The organism is Arthrobacter humicola (genome assembly GCF_022803015.1).
GTDB lineage: Bacteria > Actinomycetota > Actinomycetes > Actinomycetales > Micrococcaceae > Arthrobacter > Arthrobacter humicola_A.
The window spans coordinates 596,385-612,110 of record NZ_JAFKON010000001.1 but is presented as its reverse complement, the minus strand read 5'-3'; the positions used below and the strand labels follow the sequence as shown (position 1 = coordinate 612,110).

Annotated in this window: 22 protein-coding genes; 15 read left to right on the top strand and 7 right to left on the bottom strand. The window is 65.0% G+C overall.

All coding sequences use genetic code 11. From position 1 onward, the window contains the following. The first annotated feature begins 308 nt into the window (after positions 1-308). Positions 309-785 carry a hypothetical protein gene (locus ARTB_RS02860; RefSeq protein ID WP_243177542.1) on the top strand — a complete coding sequence of 159 codons (477 nt, stop codon included), beginning with the start codon at positions 309-311 and terminating at the stop codon, positions 783-785. A gap of 49 nt (positions 786-834) precedes the next feature. Here ARTB_RS02860 and ARTB_RS02855 read toward each other — a convergent pair whose 3' ends face one another. The 4 genes from ARTB_RS02855 to ARTB_RS02840 form a co-directional block, all read right to left on the bottom strand. After that, the gene (locus ARTB_RS02855) at positions 835-1,077 is read right to left on the bottom strand and encodes a hypothetical protein (protein WP_243177541.1); all 243 of its coding nucleotides are present in this window, start codon (positions 1,075-1,077) and stop codon (positions 835-837) included. 7 nt (positions 1,078-1,084) lie between these two features. Then, a complete protein-coding gene (locus ARTB_RS02850; RefSeq protein ID WP_243177539.1) occupies positions 1,085-1,498 on the bottom strand; it encodes a hypothetical protein in 414 nt (137 codons plus the stop codon). 138 nt (positions 1,499-1,636) lie between these two features. Beyond that, on the bottom strand, positions 1,637-1,858 hold the full coding sequence (locus tag ARTB_RS02845) for a hypothetical protein (protein ID WP_243177538.1): 222 nt from the start codon (positions 1,856-1,858) through the stop codon (positions 1,637-1,639). A 75-nt stretch (positions 1,859-1,933) separates the two neighbouring features. Next, the gene (locus ARTB_RS02840) at positions 1,934-2,233 is read right to left on the bottom strand and encodes a hypothetical protein (protein ID WP_243177536.1); all 300 of its coding nucleotides are present in this window, start codon (positions 2,231-2,233) and stop codon (positions 1,934-1,936) included. Between the two features lie 256 nt (positions 2,234-2,489). Here ARTB_RS02840 and ARTB_RS02835 point away from each other — a divergent pair, with 256 nt between their 5' ends. Beyond that, positions 2,490-2,981: a hypothetical protein gene (locus tag ARTB_RS02835; protein WP_243177534.1), complete on the top strand. Its 492-nt coding sequence runs from the start codon at positions 2,490-2,492 to the stop codon at positions 2,979-2,981. 275 nt (positions 2,982-3,256) lie between these two features. Here the strand turns inward: ARTB_RS02835 and ARTB_RS02830 are convergent, their stop codons facing one another. Continuing rightward, complete coding sequence (locus ARTB_RS02830) at positions 3,257-5,188, bottom strand: glycoside hydrolase family 15 protein (RefSeq protein WP_243177532.1); 1,932 nt, start codon at positions 5,186-5,188, stop codon at positions 3,257-3,259. A 231-nt stretch (positions 5,189-5,419) separates the two neighbouring features. Between ARTB_RS02830 and ARTB_RS02825 the strand changes: the two genes are divergently transcribed. Then, on the top strand, positions 5,420-5,863 hold the full coding sequence (locus ARTB_RS02825) for a VOC family protein (protein ID WP_243177531.1): 444 nt from the start codon (positions 5,420-5,422) through the stop codon (positions 5,861-5,863). Positions 5,864-5,940: 77 nt separating this feature from the next. Next, positions 5,941-6,531, top strand: coding sequence for a dihydrofolate reductase family protein (locus ARTB_RS02820; RefSeq protein WP_243177529.1), 591 nt, complete (start codon positions 5,941-5,943; stop codon positions 6,529-6,531). Positions 6,532-6,556: 25 nt separating this feature from the next. On the opposite strand, the gene ARTB_RS02815 is transcribed toward ARTB_RS02820, so the two are convergent. Together ARTB_RS02815 and ARTB_RS02810 are read right to left on the bottom strand one after the other, a co-directional pair. Then, positions 6,557-6,787, bottom strand: coding sequence for a DUF5808 domain-containing protein (locus tag ARTB_RS02815; RefSeq protein ID WP_243177527.1), 231 nt, complete (start codon positions 6,785-6,787; stop codon positions 6,557-6,559). Continuing rightward, entirely contained in the window at positions 6,753-7,205 is a 453-nt protein-coding gene (locus ARTB_RS02810; protein WP_243177526.1) for a DUF1648 domain-containing protein, read from the bottom strand. The genes ARTB_RS02815 and ARTB_RS02810 overlap by 35 nt, the downstream gene beginning before the upstream one ends. A gap of 208 nt (positions 7,206-7,413) precedes the next feature. On the opposite strand from ARTB_RS02810, the gene ARTB_RS02805 reads away from it, so the two are divergent. From ARTB_RS02805 to ARTB_RS02755, 11 genes are all read left to right on the top strand, one after another. Then, positions 7,414-7,641 (top strand): hypothetical protein, encoded by a 228-nt coding sequence (locus ARTB_RS02805; RefSeq protein WP_243177524.1) that lies wholly within the window; start codon positions 7,414-7,416, stop codon positions 7,639-7,641. 191 nt (positions 7,642-7,832) lie between these two features. Continuing rightward, the gene (locus ARTB_RS02800) at positions 7,833-8,525 is read left to right on the top strand and encodes a histidine phosphatase family protein (protein ID WP_243177522.1); all 693 of its coding nucleotides are present in this window, start codon (positions 7,833-7,835) and stop codon (positions 8,523-8,525) included. A gap of 24 nt (positions 8,526-8,549) precedes the next feature. After that, positions 8,550-9,104, top strand: coding sequence for a DUF3090 domain-containing protein (locus ARTB_RS02795; protein ID WP_243177520.1), 555 nt, complete (start codon positions 8,550-8,552; stop codon positions 9,102-9,104). Further along, on the top strand, positions 9,104-9,871 hold the full coding sequence (locus ARTB_RS02790; protein WP_243177517.1) for an SCO1664 family protein: 768 nt from the start codon (positions 9,104-9,106) through the stop codon (positions 9,869-9,871). The genes ARTB_RS02795 and ARTB_RS02790 overlap by 1 nt, the downstream gene beginning before the upstream one ends. 315 nt (positions 9,872-10,186) lie before the next feature. After that, positions 10,187-10,618, top strand: a complete 432-nt coding sequence (locus ARTB_RS02785; RefSeq protein WP_223916267.1) for a LexA family protein — start codon at positions 10,187-10,189, stop codon at positions 10,616-10,618. A gap of 8 nt (positions 10,619-10,626) precedes the next feature. Continuing rightward, positions 10,627-11,925, top strand: coding sequence for a Y-family DNA polymerase (locus tag ARTB_RS02780; RefSeq protein WP_243177515.1), 1,299 nt, complete (start codon positions 10,627-10,629; stop codon positions 11,923-11,925). A 42-nt stretch (positions 11,926-11,967) separates the two neighbouring features. Continuing rightward, positions 11,968-12,288, top strand: coding sequence for a hypothetical protein (locus ARTB_RS02775; protein ID WP_243177513.1), 321 nt, complete (start codon positions 11,968-11,970; stop codon positions 12,286-12,288). Between the two features lie 6 nt (positions 12,289-12,294). After that, positions 12,295-12,675, top strand: coding sequence for a hypothetical protein (locus ARTB_RS02770; protein ID WP_243177512.1), 381 nt, complete (start codon positions 12,295-12,297; stop codon positions 12,673-12,675). A gap of 146 nt (positions 12,676-12,821) precedes the next feature. Beyond that, complete coding sequence (locus ARTB_RS02765; protein ID WP_243177511.1) at positions 12,822-13,760, top strand: NmrA family NAD(P)-binding protein; 939 nt, start codon at positions 12,822-12,824, stop codon at positions 13,758-13,760. A 111-nt stretch (positions 13,761-13,871) separates the two neighbouring features. After that, positions 13,872-14,474 (top strand): hypothetical protein, encoded by a 603-nt coding sequence (locus ARTB_RS02760; protein WP_243177510.1) that lies wholly within the window; start codon positions 13,872-13,874, stop codon positions 14,472-14,474. A 115-nt stretch (positions 14,475-14,589) separates the two neighbouring features. Further along, positions 14,590-15,612, top strand: coding sequence for an LLM class flavin-dependent oxidoreductase (locus ARTB_RS02755; protein WP_243177509.1), 1,023 nt, complete (start codon positions 14,590-14,592; stop codon positions 15,610-15,612). Positions 15,613-15,726 lie beyond the last annotated feature (114 nt).

Here is a 15,726-nt window from a genome sequence, read left to right as displayed (position 1 = left end):
TGAAAGTGGTGAATTTGGGGCCAGCCTACCACCCTTGGCCCCGGCCAGAAGCTGCGGCGAAGCGGCCTCAGTGAGAGCCGGCGGGGGAGTAAGCCCGTCGGCACCCTACGGAAGATGGCCTGTTTGCCTGTTTGCCGCTGATCGAGTCCTGGCGCTGGCTTGGCCGACCCGCAGGAGGCTGGGTGACGCCTCGGAGCCACGCCACTTCACCACGCCGCAAGTTACGTCAACCTGCGAACGGGCGTACCCGCACGGCTAAAAACAACGACTGAGCGCGAGCACTCACCTGCGGCAGTTAGTCTGACCTCGTGCATGAGAGAAAGTGGCCCTTACTGATCGGCCGGATCTGCCTCGCAATTGTCAGCGCGGGCCTCCTGGCATTCGGCGCGATTGTCGCTGCGGTTCCGATGGGCGCAAACGTGGGGCTGTATCGGGCGAACGGTCTCGCCTCGTTCGGGCTGGGACTTTTTGGCGGTCTTATCGTGCTCGTGCCATATCGACGAGGCGAACCCTGGGCGTGGTACGCACTTTGGTTCTACCCGCTGTTCTGGGCCGCCCACCTGATTGGTCAGCTTCCGCCGGGTACTGACCATATCCACCAGGTCGTCTTCATCGCTCTTTCGTTGACCGGGCTCATACTGCCGGCTCGGGATTTCTTTCCTCCCGCAAAGAGGTCAGAGCTCGGTGACGAAGATGCCGCCGCCCAGAGCAACATTTCGACCAGCTTCCTCCGCCTCAAGGCCCCGTCCAAGGCCTCCCACCGCACAAGATCTAAACGCCGATAATCAGCATTATGTAAGGTAACTATGTATAACGCTACAGAAGGGGCTTGGTTCAGTCGTGATACCGCTCCCCTCTGGAGTCAACCCGAGACCCGATTTTGTACTTCCCCCAGATCACGCCCTTGGTGAATTGGAAGCCCATCACGTCGGCGTAGTCACTGGCGCTTTGCTCGTCGCCGAACACGTCAAGGATCGTGTCGTGCGGCGACTCGTCATGCTGGACGATCCACACATACCCCTTCCGGGTGCGGAACCGTTCGAGCGACTTTCGCATCCAGCTCAGTAATGCATCCATGCCGCCATCATCCCCCGCCTGCCGGATGGCCCCCGGGAGGTAGACCCTGCTCCTGGTGGCCGCTCTCCGGCCGCCCGCCCGCCACCAGCCCGATGATGAGCCCGATGAGCGCTGCCGGTAGAGCTAGCACGGCCCCGAGGTGCGGAATGAAGCTGTCGGGCATGACGGCATCCGGCCAGCCGACCAGCAGGGCCGGTGCCGCGACGGCCAGGACTATCGGCCATCCAAGATCCCTCAGGCGTGCCCAGGCGGCTGCAGCGGCCGAGGCGGCAGTTCCGGCGAAGATTAGGGCGTGGCCAGGGCCTTCCCCTGGGGTGCGGATGAGTGAGAATGTCATGGCCAGGCCCGCGGCGGTGAGTAGGAGGGATGCCAGGATGGCCAGGGTCCACAGGGTGGCCTGTCGGCGGCGGCGGGTGTTCATGGGCTCAACCTACGCCATGGGCTTTTCGGGTCCTACTCCCCCGCGTTTTTGTAGTGTTATGCAGAGGGTGCGCAAAGCGGAAACCCCCGGGAATCCAGTGATTTCCGGGGGTTTCCGCTGCGAGTAGCTGGGTTGGCGTCAGCCTGGGAGGCTGCCGCCGCCGTTGTAGCCTCCGTTGACCCGGGTGGCGTTCGGGTAATAGCGGCCGTCATTGCCCAGTTCGCGGTCGCGGGTAGCGCGCGGTTCGAAGTGAGGGTGCTTGTTACCGGCGCCCACCTTCTTGCGGACGACGAAGTAGACGACCGTTGCGATCAATGCCGTGATGATGAGGGCTGTGATTACTGCTTGTGTTGTGTCCATGGTTCCTTGTCCGATCCGTTCCGCGCGAGTGGTGGAGTAGCTGGGGTGGCGTCATGACCCGCCGCTGCCGCTGATTCAGTGATTGGCGGCCGTGGAGGTCGGGTTGGTGCTCCCGTTGTGAGGTGCGGTGTGGTTGTGGCTGTCGCGCGCGTCAAAGTGCGGGTGCTTGTCCGTGAAGAGGAGGTAGTTCAGCTTGGCTGCCAGACCAGGCTTTCGCGGCTGGTCGGTGCCGACGGCGATTGCCGCCTCCCCCTGGGTGTTGGCGTTGTCTGCGATCCTCTTGGTCGTGCGTCGGTAGGTGACGGTGAAGTAGATCGCGGTTGAGATGAGGGCTGCGATCATGAAGGCCGCGAATGCTGCCTGGGGTGTGGTCATGGCTTCATTGTCCCTCCCACCCCAGGGCTGGGGGCGGATATTTGCCGTTGGGTTGCTCGGCTAATGCGTGGTCAATTATTCGTCCCCCTCCCCGCTTACCCATGCAAGAAGGGGCCCCAAAAATTGGTCACCCAAACCTAATGACAATCAGAGGTCCTACGTCTATGGTCAGGTTCAGCGTTCATTCCTAGGGGGAATAATGGATCGTGCTCGGCATCTGCCACTCAAAATTTCCGTTCTACTGGCTTCACTGCTCATGACCTCATGTGCAGCGACGCCACCTGGCGGGCAGTCCACGCCGACGCCCCTCTCGACATCCGCTCAAGCTGACAAAAGTGCACCCACTCCCCTCCCGGCCACCACATCCCAGCCGCAGCAAACGTGCGCCCCATTCCTGCCCGGAGCGCCGTGCACCACCTACGACAGCGTCTCAGCCGCATCGAACGGTAAAGCCCTCCCGTGGGCGGCGAACGGAGCCGTCAAGGCTCAGCTCACGTCCATCAACGGTGAGCTGCTGCTGACCGTGCGGACCCCATGCGGGCCCCTGGGCGCCCCGGTGGTCATCAAGGGCAACATCCTCACCGTCGCCGGGAAGATTGCGACAGGCGCTGAGGGATGTGTAGGCGCTGAGGGTTACCAGCGACTCTGGGTTCAGGAATTCCTGAAGCGGCCCATTGCAATGACGTATGAAAGCGGCAAGCTGCTCTGGTCGAGCGGCGAAGATTCGCTCACCTTCAAGGCCGAGTAACCATCCCATTCACACTTGGCGGACCGCCTCACGGCGGTCCGTTTCTTTGACCTACCCATGTCCGCATCAGGAAAACCAAGGAAGCAATCAACAACGGAGGGCCCGGATTCCTGCACGTCACTCCACATGGGCTGCTCCTTGCCTCTCCGGATCGGTCACCTCTCCGCACGGCTGCGGCGGGGCAGAACATCCGGTTCCGGGACCCGCGTCAGGGCGGCTTCCCGTGGAAGCGTGAGCCCGTCGTTGCAATCCATACCTTGACCTTCGTCTGCGTATCAGGGCGTGCGGTGGGCCGGGGCGAACTGCGCCGCGCGGTTGGTTTCTTCGGCGCGGATGAGGTGCACGAGCGCGTTGATGAGGGCCAGGTGGGTGAACGCCTGTGGGAAGTTGCCGAGGTGACGGCCGCTCACCGGATCCAGCTCCTCAGCGTAGAGGCCTAAGGGACTGGCAAGGGACAGCAGACGTTCGCACAGTGCCTTGGCGCGTACCACCTCTCCGATCTCGACCAGGGCTGAGACGAGCCAGAACGAGCAGGTCGTGAAGGTCCCTTCGTCGCCGGTGAGACCGTCGTCGGTCTGCTCGGGGCGGTAGCGCAGGACGAGTCCGTCCCGGGTGAGTTCATCGGCGATGGCCAAGACCGTGGCGCGCACGCGTGGATCGCTGATGGGCAGGAACCGGACGAGCGGAACAAGGAGAAGCGAGGCATCGAGGTTCATCGTGCCGTAGGACTGGACGAATACGCCTCGGTCGTCGACACCATTGCGGCAGATGTCCTCGTGAATCTCCGTGGCGACGGCGTCCCACTTGCGGGCGTAATCAGCCTGACCGTGCAGGCGCGCCAGCCGGGCACCACGATCCAGGGCGACCCAGCACATGAGCTTTGAGGAGGTGAAGTGCTTCGGGTCGCCACGGACCTCCCAGATGCCGTGGTCGGGGTCCCGCCAGTGCGCGGCGGCTTGCTCGACCTGGCGGAGCAGGACGGGCCAGAGCGGCTCGGGAAGCTGGTCACGGGATTTGGCGTGGAGGTAGACGGAGTCCAGCATCATGCCCCAGACGTCGAGCTGGCGCTGGTGGGCGGCAGCGTTGCCGATCCGGACGGGGCGGGCGCCGTCGTAGCCGCCGAGTCCCTCAACAGTGACCTCGGGAAGGTCCCTTTCGCCGTCGATGCCATACATGATCTGCAGGTCGTCCTCGGCGGCGACGTCGCGGATGAAAGCGAAGAAGTCGTCGGCTTCCCGGTCCAGGCCGAGGGTGTAGAGGGCCCAGAGCGCGAACGTGGAATCGCGCACCCATGTGTACCGGTAGTCCCAGTTCCGCTCTCCCCCGGGCGTCTCGGGCAGCGAGGTGGTGGGCGCCGCGACCAGAGCTCCAGTCGGCGCATAGGTGAGGCCCTTCAACGTCAGCGCGCTGCGCTGCAGCTGCTCCCGCCACGGGTGGTCGGGGAACTCGCCCCCGGTGATCCATTGCCTCCAGAACTCAGTGGTCTGCCACTGCTTGCGCGTGGCTTCTTCCCAGGTCCGCGGCGGGGGCAGCGACCCCCAGGAGAGCGCGACAAAGGCCTGCTCGCCCTCGGTCATCCGGCTGCGGATGACCGCGATGGAGTCCTCGATGCCCAGCCGGCGGTCGGTAGTCAGATGCAGCACGGGCTCCCCCTCATTGCCACTGACGGTCACGGCCTCTCCGTATCCGGGGCTGGCGAACTCCCACCGTGCCCGGCGCTGGCCGTAGCCGAAGACCGGCTCGCACAGCACGGACAGCTCAACCGCACCGTTGACGCACCGGACGGTGCGCAGCAGGCAATGCTCGGCCTCGTAGTTCGTCGGCGGGCGGCGGTACCGGCCGGCCCTCTCGTCGGTGTGGTGCCACGGACCCATCACCAGGGCATCCCTCACGATCAGCCAGCCCGTCCTGGTCTGCCACGTGGTCTCCAGGATCAAGCTGCCGGGGAGATAGCGGCGCGCAGTGGGCTCCCGGACGCCGTACGGCGCCACCTTGAAGCCACCCGCGGCGCGGTCGAGGATAGTGGAGAACACACTCGGTGAGTCGTGACGTGGCACGCACATCCACTCGACCTGCCCGCTCGATGCAATCAAGCAGTTGGCCTCACAGTCAGACAAAAACCCATAGTCGGCGATCGGCGGATACGGGCTCGTGCCGGCCCCGGGCCGCCGCCTCCCCTCTGCCCCTGACCGGGCGTCGATGCTCACCACCCCAGTATGTTCCCCTCACGACGGAAACGGGACCCCGCTACCTGGACGGATTCCTCCCCAACGGTCAGTGCTTCATCAACGGTCAGTGCTTCATCAACGGTCAGTGCTTCATCGCAGAGGACGACGGCGATGCGGCTCTGAAGGATTTCGCCGATGATTGTGCTGAGAATCCCCGTCGGCTCCGCAATTCCGATGGATCGATAAGATGAACAACGGAGGATTGATCTCATGTCACAGGTACGGCGTTTCGATCATGTTGGTATCACCGTTGCCGATCTCAAAGAGGTGACGGCGTTCTTCGTCGGGCTGGGTTTCGAGGTCGAGGGCACGCCGATGTTCGTCGAGGGCGAGTTCCTCGACACGGTGATCGGCATCCCCGACTCCCGTACCGAGATCGTGATGCTGCGGCCGCCCGACGGAGGTACCCGGCTGGAGCTTTCGAGCTTTGTCCGGCCCGACCACCAGCCTGGATCGCCCGCGGCGATGGCCAATGAGTTGGGGCTGCGCAACGTCGCCTTCGAGGTCGACGACCTCCAGACGGTCGTCGACCGGCTGGCCGCGGACGGCTACGGGCTGGTCGGCAACATCGGCCAGTACGAGCACATCTGGCGCATGGCCTATGTGCGCGGTCCGGAGGGGATTATCGTGTCCCTGGCCGAGCGGATCGGCTGACCCGCCAACTCCAAATCCGCTAGCACGCCTGCGCCTTGATATGCCAGGGCCCCGCCGAGTGCTGGCATGATGGGCGCATGAGCAGAGTCACATGCGATCTGACTATTTCCCTTGACGGATTCGTTGCGGGCCCAAACCAAAGCATGACGGAACCCCTGGGCCGGGGTGGAGAACTCCTCCACAGGTGGATGTTCGAAGAAGCCGAGTCCAACGCAGCCGAGCTCGAACGCATCCTCGCCGCCGGCGCCTACATCATGGGCCGGAACATGTACGCCGGTCCAGGGGCATGGGATGAGCAGTGGCGGGGATGGTGGGGGGAGGAACCGCCGTATCACGCACCTGTGTTCGTTCTCACCCATCACCCCCGCGAGCCCTTGGAGATGGAGGGCGGCACAACGTTCAACTTCGTGGCCGATGGGATCGAGTCGGCTTTGGCCCAGGCGCGGAAGGCCGCTGGCGGCAAGGACGTGGCCATAGCCGGAGGAGCGCAGACCGCCCGACAGTTCCTTTCGGCGGGGCTGATCGACGAGCTGCGGCTCCACATTGCGCCCATAGTTTTGGGAGCGGGTGAGCGGTTGCTGGACGGCGTGACGGACCTCAAGCTTGAGCCGACGGACGTGAGCGGTTCCAGCCTCGTCACGCACGTGCGCTATCGGGTAATCCGCTGACAGGCCGACCCTTAGTCCTCGGAGGTCACTCGCCGGACGCTGGGGCGCCCGCGGCGCCGTCCAGAAGCATCGCTGACCTTGGATTGCCGAAGTTGCGCGTCCACCCCAGTCCGAACCGTCGCGGAACCATCAGCGAGTGGTCTTCGAGGTTGATGTAGACCAGGCCACCGCGCCAGTACTTGTCGTCGTCCCGGTGGGTCAGCACTGTGTCCTTCTCACCCTCATCGCGCTCGCGGTTGTTCCTGGCCAGGACCACGACTCCAACCACGACGGCGGCCGGGATCGGGAGCGTGACCACCAGTCCCGCCCACTGCCCACGGCGTGACCGTCCCGGTCCACATCAACGGCGACGAGCCCAGCATCCCCACGTCGATCATCGCGACCAGCCCGACGAGCGCTTTGACGCCCAGTGACATGTACTGCCGGTACCAGCGCGCCGAGGCCAGCGGGCGCGCCGGGTCGAGGTCGGGCCGGCTGTGGAAGGTGGCCGCCGCGAGACCCACTAGCAACCCGGTCACACCGGGTTGCACGAACACCTGAGAGAACGCGGAGTCCACCGACTTGGCTGCCAGCCGGTTGGGCGCGCCGTTCGCGCCCTGGTGGACCGCGAGCGCGTCGGGCATCGACGGGTAGCTGATCACGCCTGTTATGACCGTGCCGACGATGACGATCACTGCAGGGGCCGGCCAGAGCCAGGGAAACCGCGGAGGATCTGGCCTCAGGCCGGTGTCCACTGTGTTGCCTTGGCCCATAACTTCTTGAGAAAATGCCGCCCGTGAACAGAATCCTGATCTAGGTCTAGCCAGGCAGCTCACCTCGGTCGCGAGCGGGGCCAAGGTCTCCGTGGATTACTGCGCCTACACAGCTTGAAGGGCGCTCTCAATGGGTGATCGCACAGGCATCACCATCGACGAGGTCAAGATCCGCAGGGTGAACACCGACGCACTGTTCACCCAGGGATTCCTCTGCAAGCCTGACGGCGGATCGGACCAGCCATCAGCTGATGACGTCGACGGCGCTATTACCAGAATCAGAATGCCGGAGCACCCCGATCAACGGTTCCATGCTGTTGAAGTGAGCAACCGCGAACCATCTGACCGCGCTACTTGACGGTATCCAGTGAAGAAACCCATCCCAATTCGGCTCAAATCAGCAACCGCAGGGAGGGTGCCTGCGCTCCGTCTGGGCGGCTTTGAGCGCGTCGGCGCGCCTGAAGGGTTCCGCCAGGGCTTTATCTGCCTGTTCGGCGCGCGACCCGGTACGGTTCACACCGCCGTCGACCGGGTGGTTAGGCTGGGTGGATGGCCACAGTTATTCTCGTGCGGCACGGCCGTACCACAGCCAATGCCACTGGACTGCTGGCCGGCCGGGCCGTCGGCGTCAGCCTGGACCAGATCGGGCGCGACCAGGCGGCTCTGACCGGAGACCGGCTCGCGGCCGTGCCCGTAGTCGGGGTGGTGTCGAGCCCTCTTGAGCGTTGTCAGCAGACCGCCCAGCTCATCCTCGATCGCCAGGCTGGCACGCCGTACGCGCCGGTCGATCTCGATCTCACCGAGTGCGATTACGGCCAGTGGCAGGGCCGCACCCTCAGTGATCTCGCGACCGAGGATTTGTGGCCGGTTGTGCAGTCGCAACCGTCCGCCGTCGTCTTTCCCGGCGGTGAGTCCATGGCCGCGATGCAGGCTCGGTCCGTGGCAGCGATTCGACGCCACGATGCAGCCTTCGAAGCCGAGTACGGGCCAGGGGCCGTGTGGGTGGCGGTGAGTCACGGTGACATCATCAAGTCAATCCTCGCCGACGCGCTCGGCATGCACCTTGACCTGTTCCAGCGTATTAACGTGGGCCCCGCCTCCGTATCGATCGTGCGCTACGGCGCTAGTCGGCCGAGCGTCTACGCGACCAACACCGACGCGGGTGACCTGTCGTGGCTGTCGAACGGCATCCACTCTGGCGATGCGCCGGTGGGCGGCGGTGCAGGGCAAAAGGCGCCATGAACCTCATGTGCCTAAAATACTGACATGCCTACACGTGTTCACGAGTTTGCCTGGCCTGATCGAATCGTCGTCGGCACCATTGGCCTTCCAGGGGCGCGCACGTTCTACCTGCAGGTGCGCGCAGGGACGCAGATCGTGAGTATTGCCCTGGAGAAGCAGCAGTCGGCTCTGCTCGCGGAGAAGATCGACGAAATTCTCGACCAGCTCATCACCGTCGAGGGCAACCCCTTCAGCGTTCCCACGAGCACTCCCATTGAACTTGTCGACAATGACCAGCTCGAGGCCGTTCAGGAGCAGTTTCGCACCGGCGCCATGAGCTTAGGTTGGGACCCAACCACGGCCCAGGTCGTAATAGAGGCCTACCCCATCGCCGATGTCGATGCTGATGACAACGACGAACCGCTTGATGAGGGCGGCGCTAACGAGTCCGAAATGCTGCTGGTGCGAATGCCGGTCGGCACCGCCCGCGCATTCGCCAAGCGCACCCGTGAGATCGTGGGCGCCGGGCGTCCGACGTGCCCGCTCTGCGGTTACCCCATAGACGCCGACGGGCACATCTGCACCCTTCCCGAGGTCTGATGCCAGCGCCGGACCTAGTGGCCGCCGAGCTGACGCTCACCGGCCGCATCACGACGGCTTCAAACGCTACATTTCTGGGCAGCATCGGCGACGTGGTGGTCGTCTATAAGCCGATAGCAGGCGAAAGTCCGCTGTGGGATTTTCCCCACGGCACCCTGGCTCACCGGGAGGTGGCCGCCTACCTGGTCTCGCAGGTCTTAGGCTGGGACGTCGTGCCGCACACCTGGCTGCGCGATGGTCCTTTGGGCGAAGGAATGGTGCAGCTCTGGCAGGAGCAAGACCCCGCCCGATGCGCCGTGAACCTGGTCGCGACGGACCAGGTGCCGGAGACGGGCTGGAAACATGTTCTCGAGGGACGGGATGAGAACGGACGGATGGTCGCCCTCGTTCACGAAGACTCGCCAGCGCTCAGACGCATGGCGGTGTTCGACATGGTCGTCAACAACGCCGACCGCAAAGGCGACCACATTCTTGCCATGACGGACGGACACCGGCACGGCGTGGACCATGGGCTCACCTTTCACCGTGACCACAAGCTGCGCACGGTGCTGTGGGGATGGCTGGGAGACGCGCTGACCGCCGAGGAACGCGACGGCATCGATCGTGTCAGCGAAGGACTGCACGGTGGGCTGGGCCGGAACCTGGCGGACTTGCTCAGCGCCGAAGAAATCGCATCGCTCGCCGCGCGCTGCGCACGGTTGCGCTTGGCAGGGCGGTTTCCGGCTCCGAGCGGTGAGATGTCGGCGGTGCCCTGGCCGCTGTTCTAAGGGAATTGCGGCTACGGGCTTCGCAGGCTGTGTCACGACGGCATGGATCTTAAGGTAGCGACGGAGCAACTGTCACCAAGAACTCGCTGCCCAAACGCCGATAGCAGCGCCTACGCTCAACCAAGCCCGCAGGCCCCATCTTCCGCAAACGACGCGGCGAGCGTCCCATAAGCAGCACCCCTTCAGTCAGTTGTTGCGATGTTGAGGAGAAACCGCGCTGCTTACGCAGCCGAGGGATATGGGCAGAGTCCAACTTTTGTCGGTACGTCCGGCTACACTGAATGTATCGAACATATATTCGAATAAGGGTGTGTTGTGGGCGTTGTTGTCGGTCCCCGCGTGATAGATGCGGGCATGTCGTTGCTGTCGGTGCTGATCTCTCCGGTCCCCGTCGCGGCCGGGTACCCCTCGCCGGCCCAGGACTACTTTGATGGGCGGATTGACCTGAACGAGCATCTGATCAAGGACATCACCAGCACGTACGTCGTGCGGGTCTCCGGAGACTCGATGGAACGCGCCGGCATCAGCGACGGGGATGAACTGATCGTCAACCGGGCCCTGGAACCCAAGGACGGGTCCGTAGTCATAGCCGTCCTGGACGGAGAATTGACCATCAAGCGGCTGCGAATCACGGCCGCCGGCGTCGTGCTGCAGGCGGAGAATCCGTCCTACCCGGACATCCGGGTTCCGTCCATGTCTGATCTGGTCATCTGGGGCGTCGCGACCCGCTGCCTGCACCATGTTTGAGGCACACCATGTCTAAGCCCTCCCCGATGCGGCGGATGCCGCAGATCGCGCACGTGGATGTGAACTGCTTCTACGCCTCGGCCGAGCGGGCATTCGACCCGTCCCTCGAAGGCCGGCCCGTCGTCGTCCTGTCCAACAACGACGGGTGCGCCGTCACCCGGTCCCCGGAAGCCAAGGCTCTCGGGATCGGCCTCGGTGAACCATGGTTCAAACTCGCCCCGCGGGCCAAGGAGTGGGGACTTGTTGCCCTCTCGAGCAACTACGAGCTCTACGGGGACATCAGCGCCCGGGTGATGGAACTGCTGGGCCGCTACAGCGCTTGGTTGGAGGTTTACAGCATCGACGAGGCCTTCCTGGGCGTCAAAGGCGCGCCGGAGGACCTGCTGATCCTGGGCCAGACCATGAAGGCAGCCGTGCGGCGCAACGTCGGGGTTCCGGTCTGCGTCGGGATCGCCGGAACCAAGACCCTGGCGAAACTCGCCAACAAATGGGCCAAGCACAACCCGGCCTTCGACGGGGTCTGCCACTGGGACTCGGTGCCCGCCGGGGACCGGGAAGCGCTGATGGGCCGGCTGTCCGTGATCGAAATCTGGGGCGTCGCGACGCGGCTGACCAAACGCCTCAACGCCTTAGGGCTCCGGTCCATCCTTGACCTGTCCCGGGCCGACCCGGTGATGATCCGGGACCGTTTCTCCGTGGTCGTGATGCGCACCGTCCTGGAACTGCAGGGGACCCCGTGCATCCCGATGGAAGAAGAACGGATCGGACGGGACCAGCTCATCTTCTCGCGCTCCTTCGCCACCCCCATCACCACCGCCGCCGGCATGCGGCAAGTCCTGTCCGTCTACGGCCAGCAGGCTTCAGCACGGCTGGCCAAACACGGCCTCCAGGCCAAGGTCCTCACCGCCTTCGCCGGCACCTCGCACTTCAACCCGAACGACACCTCCTACCCCTCGGTGTGCGTGCCGCTGCCAATGCCCACCGCCGATCCCGTCCTACTCACCCGGGCCGCCCACGCCCTCCTGCCCCACATCCAGGAAGGCATCAAATACGCCCGGGCGGGCATCATGGTCACCGACCTGCGGCCCACCGGAAACCAGGCACCGCTGGCCCTGTTCCAGAACCCGCACGAGGAACGCCACATCGGAACCCTCCTGGAAGATGTGACCCGCCGATACGGGCGCGGCTCCATCGGCCTCGGCCACGCCGGCATTCGGGGCGGCCCGGACTGGACCATGAAACGGGACATGCTCTCCCCCCGCTACACCACCCATTGGGACGAACTCCCCCTCGTCAAAGCCGCCTAACGCCACCACACCCCGCAGCACCGCACCACGAAAGACCACCCCATGACCCTCAGCACCGAAAACCCCACACGAACCCTTGACCTTCAAGTCCGGCTCGACCCGGCAGGCAAGCCCCTTGCCATCCGGCACGACGGACGGATCTGGCTTGTCGATCCGGCCACCGAATCCCGGCACTGGATCGGCGGTGACGCCGGGCGGGGCACCCGATGCACGGCCGCCGCTGGCGGCGCCAACCCGGCCGGTATCGAATACTGGCGTGTCGAGGCCCGGCTGGGGTCGAATTCAGCGCTGCACACCTTCACGCTGCGCCGGAATCCACGCTCCGTCCAGTGGCTTCTGGACGACATCAGCGATGGCGGCTAGGCAACGGTGACACTGAACCGTCAGCCGATCAATGACCAGACCTGGGCGGGGATCAGGGCAGAATTCACGCTGCCCGCCCTGGAACAGGTCCGCCGCCGACTCGCCGAACTGATGGACGACCCCGACCCTGTAGTGCAGCAGCTCGTCCGCGTCTTCATCGACGACGGCACGTTCTGCCCGGGATTCCAATTCGTCGCCGGCGGCCACCTCCACCCGACCGTCGTCGGACTATTCCAGCGCGCCATAGAACTGAAGGTTCCGCACAACTACTTCGCGGTCTGGATGGTTACACCCTGCCGGGAACTCGGCGGGTCCCGCCCCGTTGACCATCTGAAAAGCGGCGGCGCTCCCCTGTTTCGCGCGCTGGAATCCCACCGCTGGCAGTAGAGCCGGCCCGCGAACCGACGTCCAACGGTTCCGCTGATCAGTCCGGCCCGGGGATGTATCGAGTCACACCCGGGAATCGCGGCTGCCCTGCCGTTGGTAGTGTTTAGCCCACTATCCCTTTCCGCCCGACACTTGAGGTGCGAACCATGATCCCGACGACTCCCACTCCGGGCACTGTCCTTCTTGCCGGCGCCACCGGCGATCTCGGCGGGCGTATCCTGCAGAATTTGGTCGCCCTGGGGGCCACCGTTCGGGTCCTGACACGGCCAGGAACCAGCACGGAGCGCATTGCGCAGCTCCGCGCCCAAGGCGTCGAAGTGATCCAGGCGGGCTACGACGATCCCGCGGGCCTCCGAAGGGCCTGCGCGGATGTTGACTGCATAGTCTCCGCGATCAACGGCGTGGACAGCGCAATTTTCGACGCCCAATCGCGCTTGCTGGAGGCGGCGGCCGCGGTGGGCGTACCGCGTTTCATCCCTTCCGATTACTCCATCGATTACCGTGGAATCCGCCCCCGAAGCAACCGGAACTTGCAGTTCCGCCGAGACTTCGCACAGCGGCTGGATGCCACCGAAATCCGGGCCACTTCCATCCTCAATGGCGCCTTCACCGACATGCTCTCCGGGCAGGCACCCATGATCCTCTTTTCCCGGCGTCGTGTGCTCTTCTGGTCCGACGCCGACCAGGTGCTCGACTTCACCACGAAGGATGACACTGCCTCCTACACCGCCGCTGCCGCCCTCGACCAGCGGACTCCCCGCGTCCTCCAGATCGCCGGAGACCAGGTCACGGCAAGGACCCTGGCAACCACCATGTCCGACCTGACCGGAACGCCATTCCGGCTCCTCTACGCGGGCAGCGTCGGTTCCTTGACTGCTATGAGCCGGGCAGTCAAAGCCTTCATGCCGGCCTCTGACAAGCCGTTCCCGCCGTGGCAGGGCATGCAGTACTTCGCCAGCATGTTCAGCGGCGACGCGACCCTGAACTACGTCAGCAACGACCGGTACGGGAGCCGGACGTGGACAACCGCCCGGGACATCCTGGACCAGCACGTGCAGCAAAGCTCACCGGCCCCGGTCGCCTAGCCTGGGGGTTGTTGCACGGACAAGCCCCGAACCCCTAGGGTTCGGATCATGGCCGCGCCCGGGGGACCCGCTCGTTATGGAATGCACACGACGCCGACACTGCTATCCGTAGTGAGCCTCGCCGTTGTCGCGTTAACCGCGGCCTGCGCATCTACTCCCCCACAAAGCATGCCGGCCGGCGAGCAAACCGTCACCAAACCGCCCGCCGCCAAGGCCGCACCGTCGACGGGCGCCGGACTGTCACCGGGCATGACCCTCGCCCCGGCTCCGCCGATTCCGCCTGCCCCCCGGCAGGGTTTAGATGAATGCCTGCCACAGCGTGCAGAGAACGCCGTAGCCAGCGGAGCGCTGGATTGCCAGTACTTCACAGCCGGTTCCATGACGCCGGCTTCTGTGCCCCGTGATCCGGGAATGAGCTCCGGCGACTACGCGATACGGTTCGGCAGCGTTGGCGGCCGCACGTTAATGACCGTGCGCATCCCCTGTGCTTCGTATGCGGTCACGGTCAGCATTGCCACCGAAACGATCACGCCGGATCCGGGGACACTGGAAAGTTCCCTGGGCACGTGCAACTTCCCGTGGGACCAGGAACAGTCGCGGATGAAACGATACCTTCAAGCTCCGCTTCAGTTTGCACAACGGGAGACTGGAATCGTGCTGCACAACCCGGAATGGGGAATCACCCTCTTCCGGACCCCCTACGAGGCCGGCTGAGCCCGCGGTCCCGCCTAAGGGGCGCCAGGCGTGCCGCGGGAGGGGCCCGCGGGAGGGGTGCGAGGCTGAGGGCCCGGGGGGAATAAGAACCGCCGCCACCATGTTGGTTTCCGGTGTGAAGAACATCGGATTCCTGTCCTTCGGCCATTGGACCGACCACCCGGATTCCGGCACGCGCACCGCGTCGGACGCGCTGTTGCAGGCGATCGACCTCGCGGTCGCGGCCGAGGAGCTGGGTGCGGACGGCGCCTACTTCCGAGTCCACCACTTCGCGCAGCAATACGCCTCCCCGTTCCCGCTGCTCGCTGCGATCGGGGCCCGGACAAGCCGCATCGAGATCGGCACCGGCGTGATCGACATGCGCTACGAGAACCCGCTCTACATGGCGGAGGACGCTGGCGCGGCCGACCTGATCGCGGGCGGCCGGCTGCAGCTGGGCATCAGCAGGGGTTCACCCGAGCAGGTCATCGACGGATGGCGTTACTTCGGCTTCGCCCCCGCCGAGGGCGAGTCGGACGCCGACATGGGCCGCAGGCACGCCGAGCGTCTGCTCGAGGTCCTCACTGGCAAGGGTTTTGCGGCGCCGAACCCCCGCCCGATGTTCCCGAACCCTCCGGGCATGCTGCGCGTGGAGCCGCACTCAAGGGGGCTGCGCGAGCGCATCTGGTGGGGCTCCGGCTCGAACGCCACGGCCATCTGGGCGGCGAAGCTCGGCATGAACCTGCAGAGCTCCACGCTCAAGGATGATGAGAGCGGCAAGCCCTTCCACGTCCAGCAGGCCGAGCAGATCGAGCTCTACCGGCAGGCCTGGAAGGAGGCGGGGCACGAGCGGGAGCCGCGCGTCTCGGTCAGCCGCAGCATCTTCGCGCTGACGGACGAGCGCGACTGGCAACACTTCGCCCGCGACCGCCACAGCTCCGACCAGGTGGGCAACATCGACGAGAAAACACGCGCGGTCTTTGGCCGCTCCTACGCCGGTGCACCGGACGAGCTGGCCGCAAAGCTGGCCGAGGACGAGGCGATCGCCGCGGCAGACACCCTGCTCCTCACGGTCCCGAACCAGCTCGGTGTCGACTACAACGCCCACGTCATCGAGTCGATCCTGAAGTATGTGGCGCCGCAGCTCGGCTGGCGCTGACCCCTCGTGACAGATTCCCCGGGCGCCGCGCCGTCGACACTTGCGGGGTCCAGCATTGCAACGCCAGTGCGACGACGCCGGTCCAGCCGGCACTCACCAGCGCGGCAGCCTTGA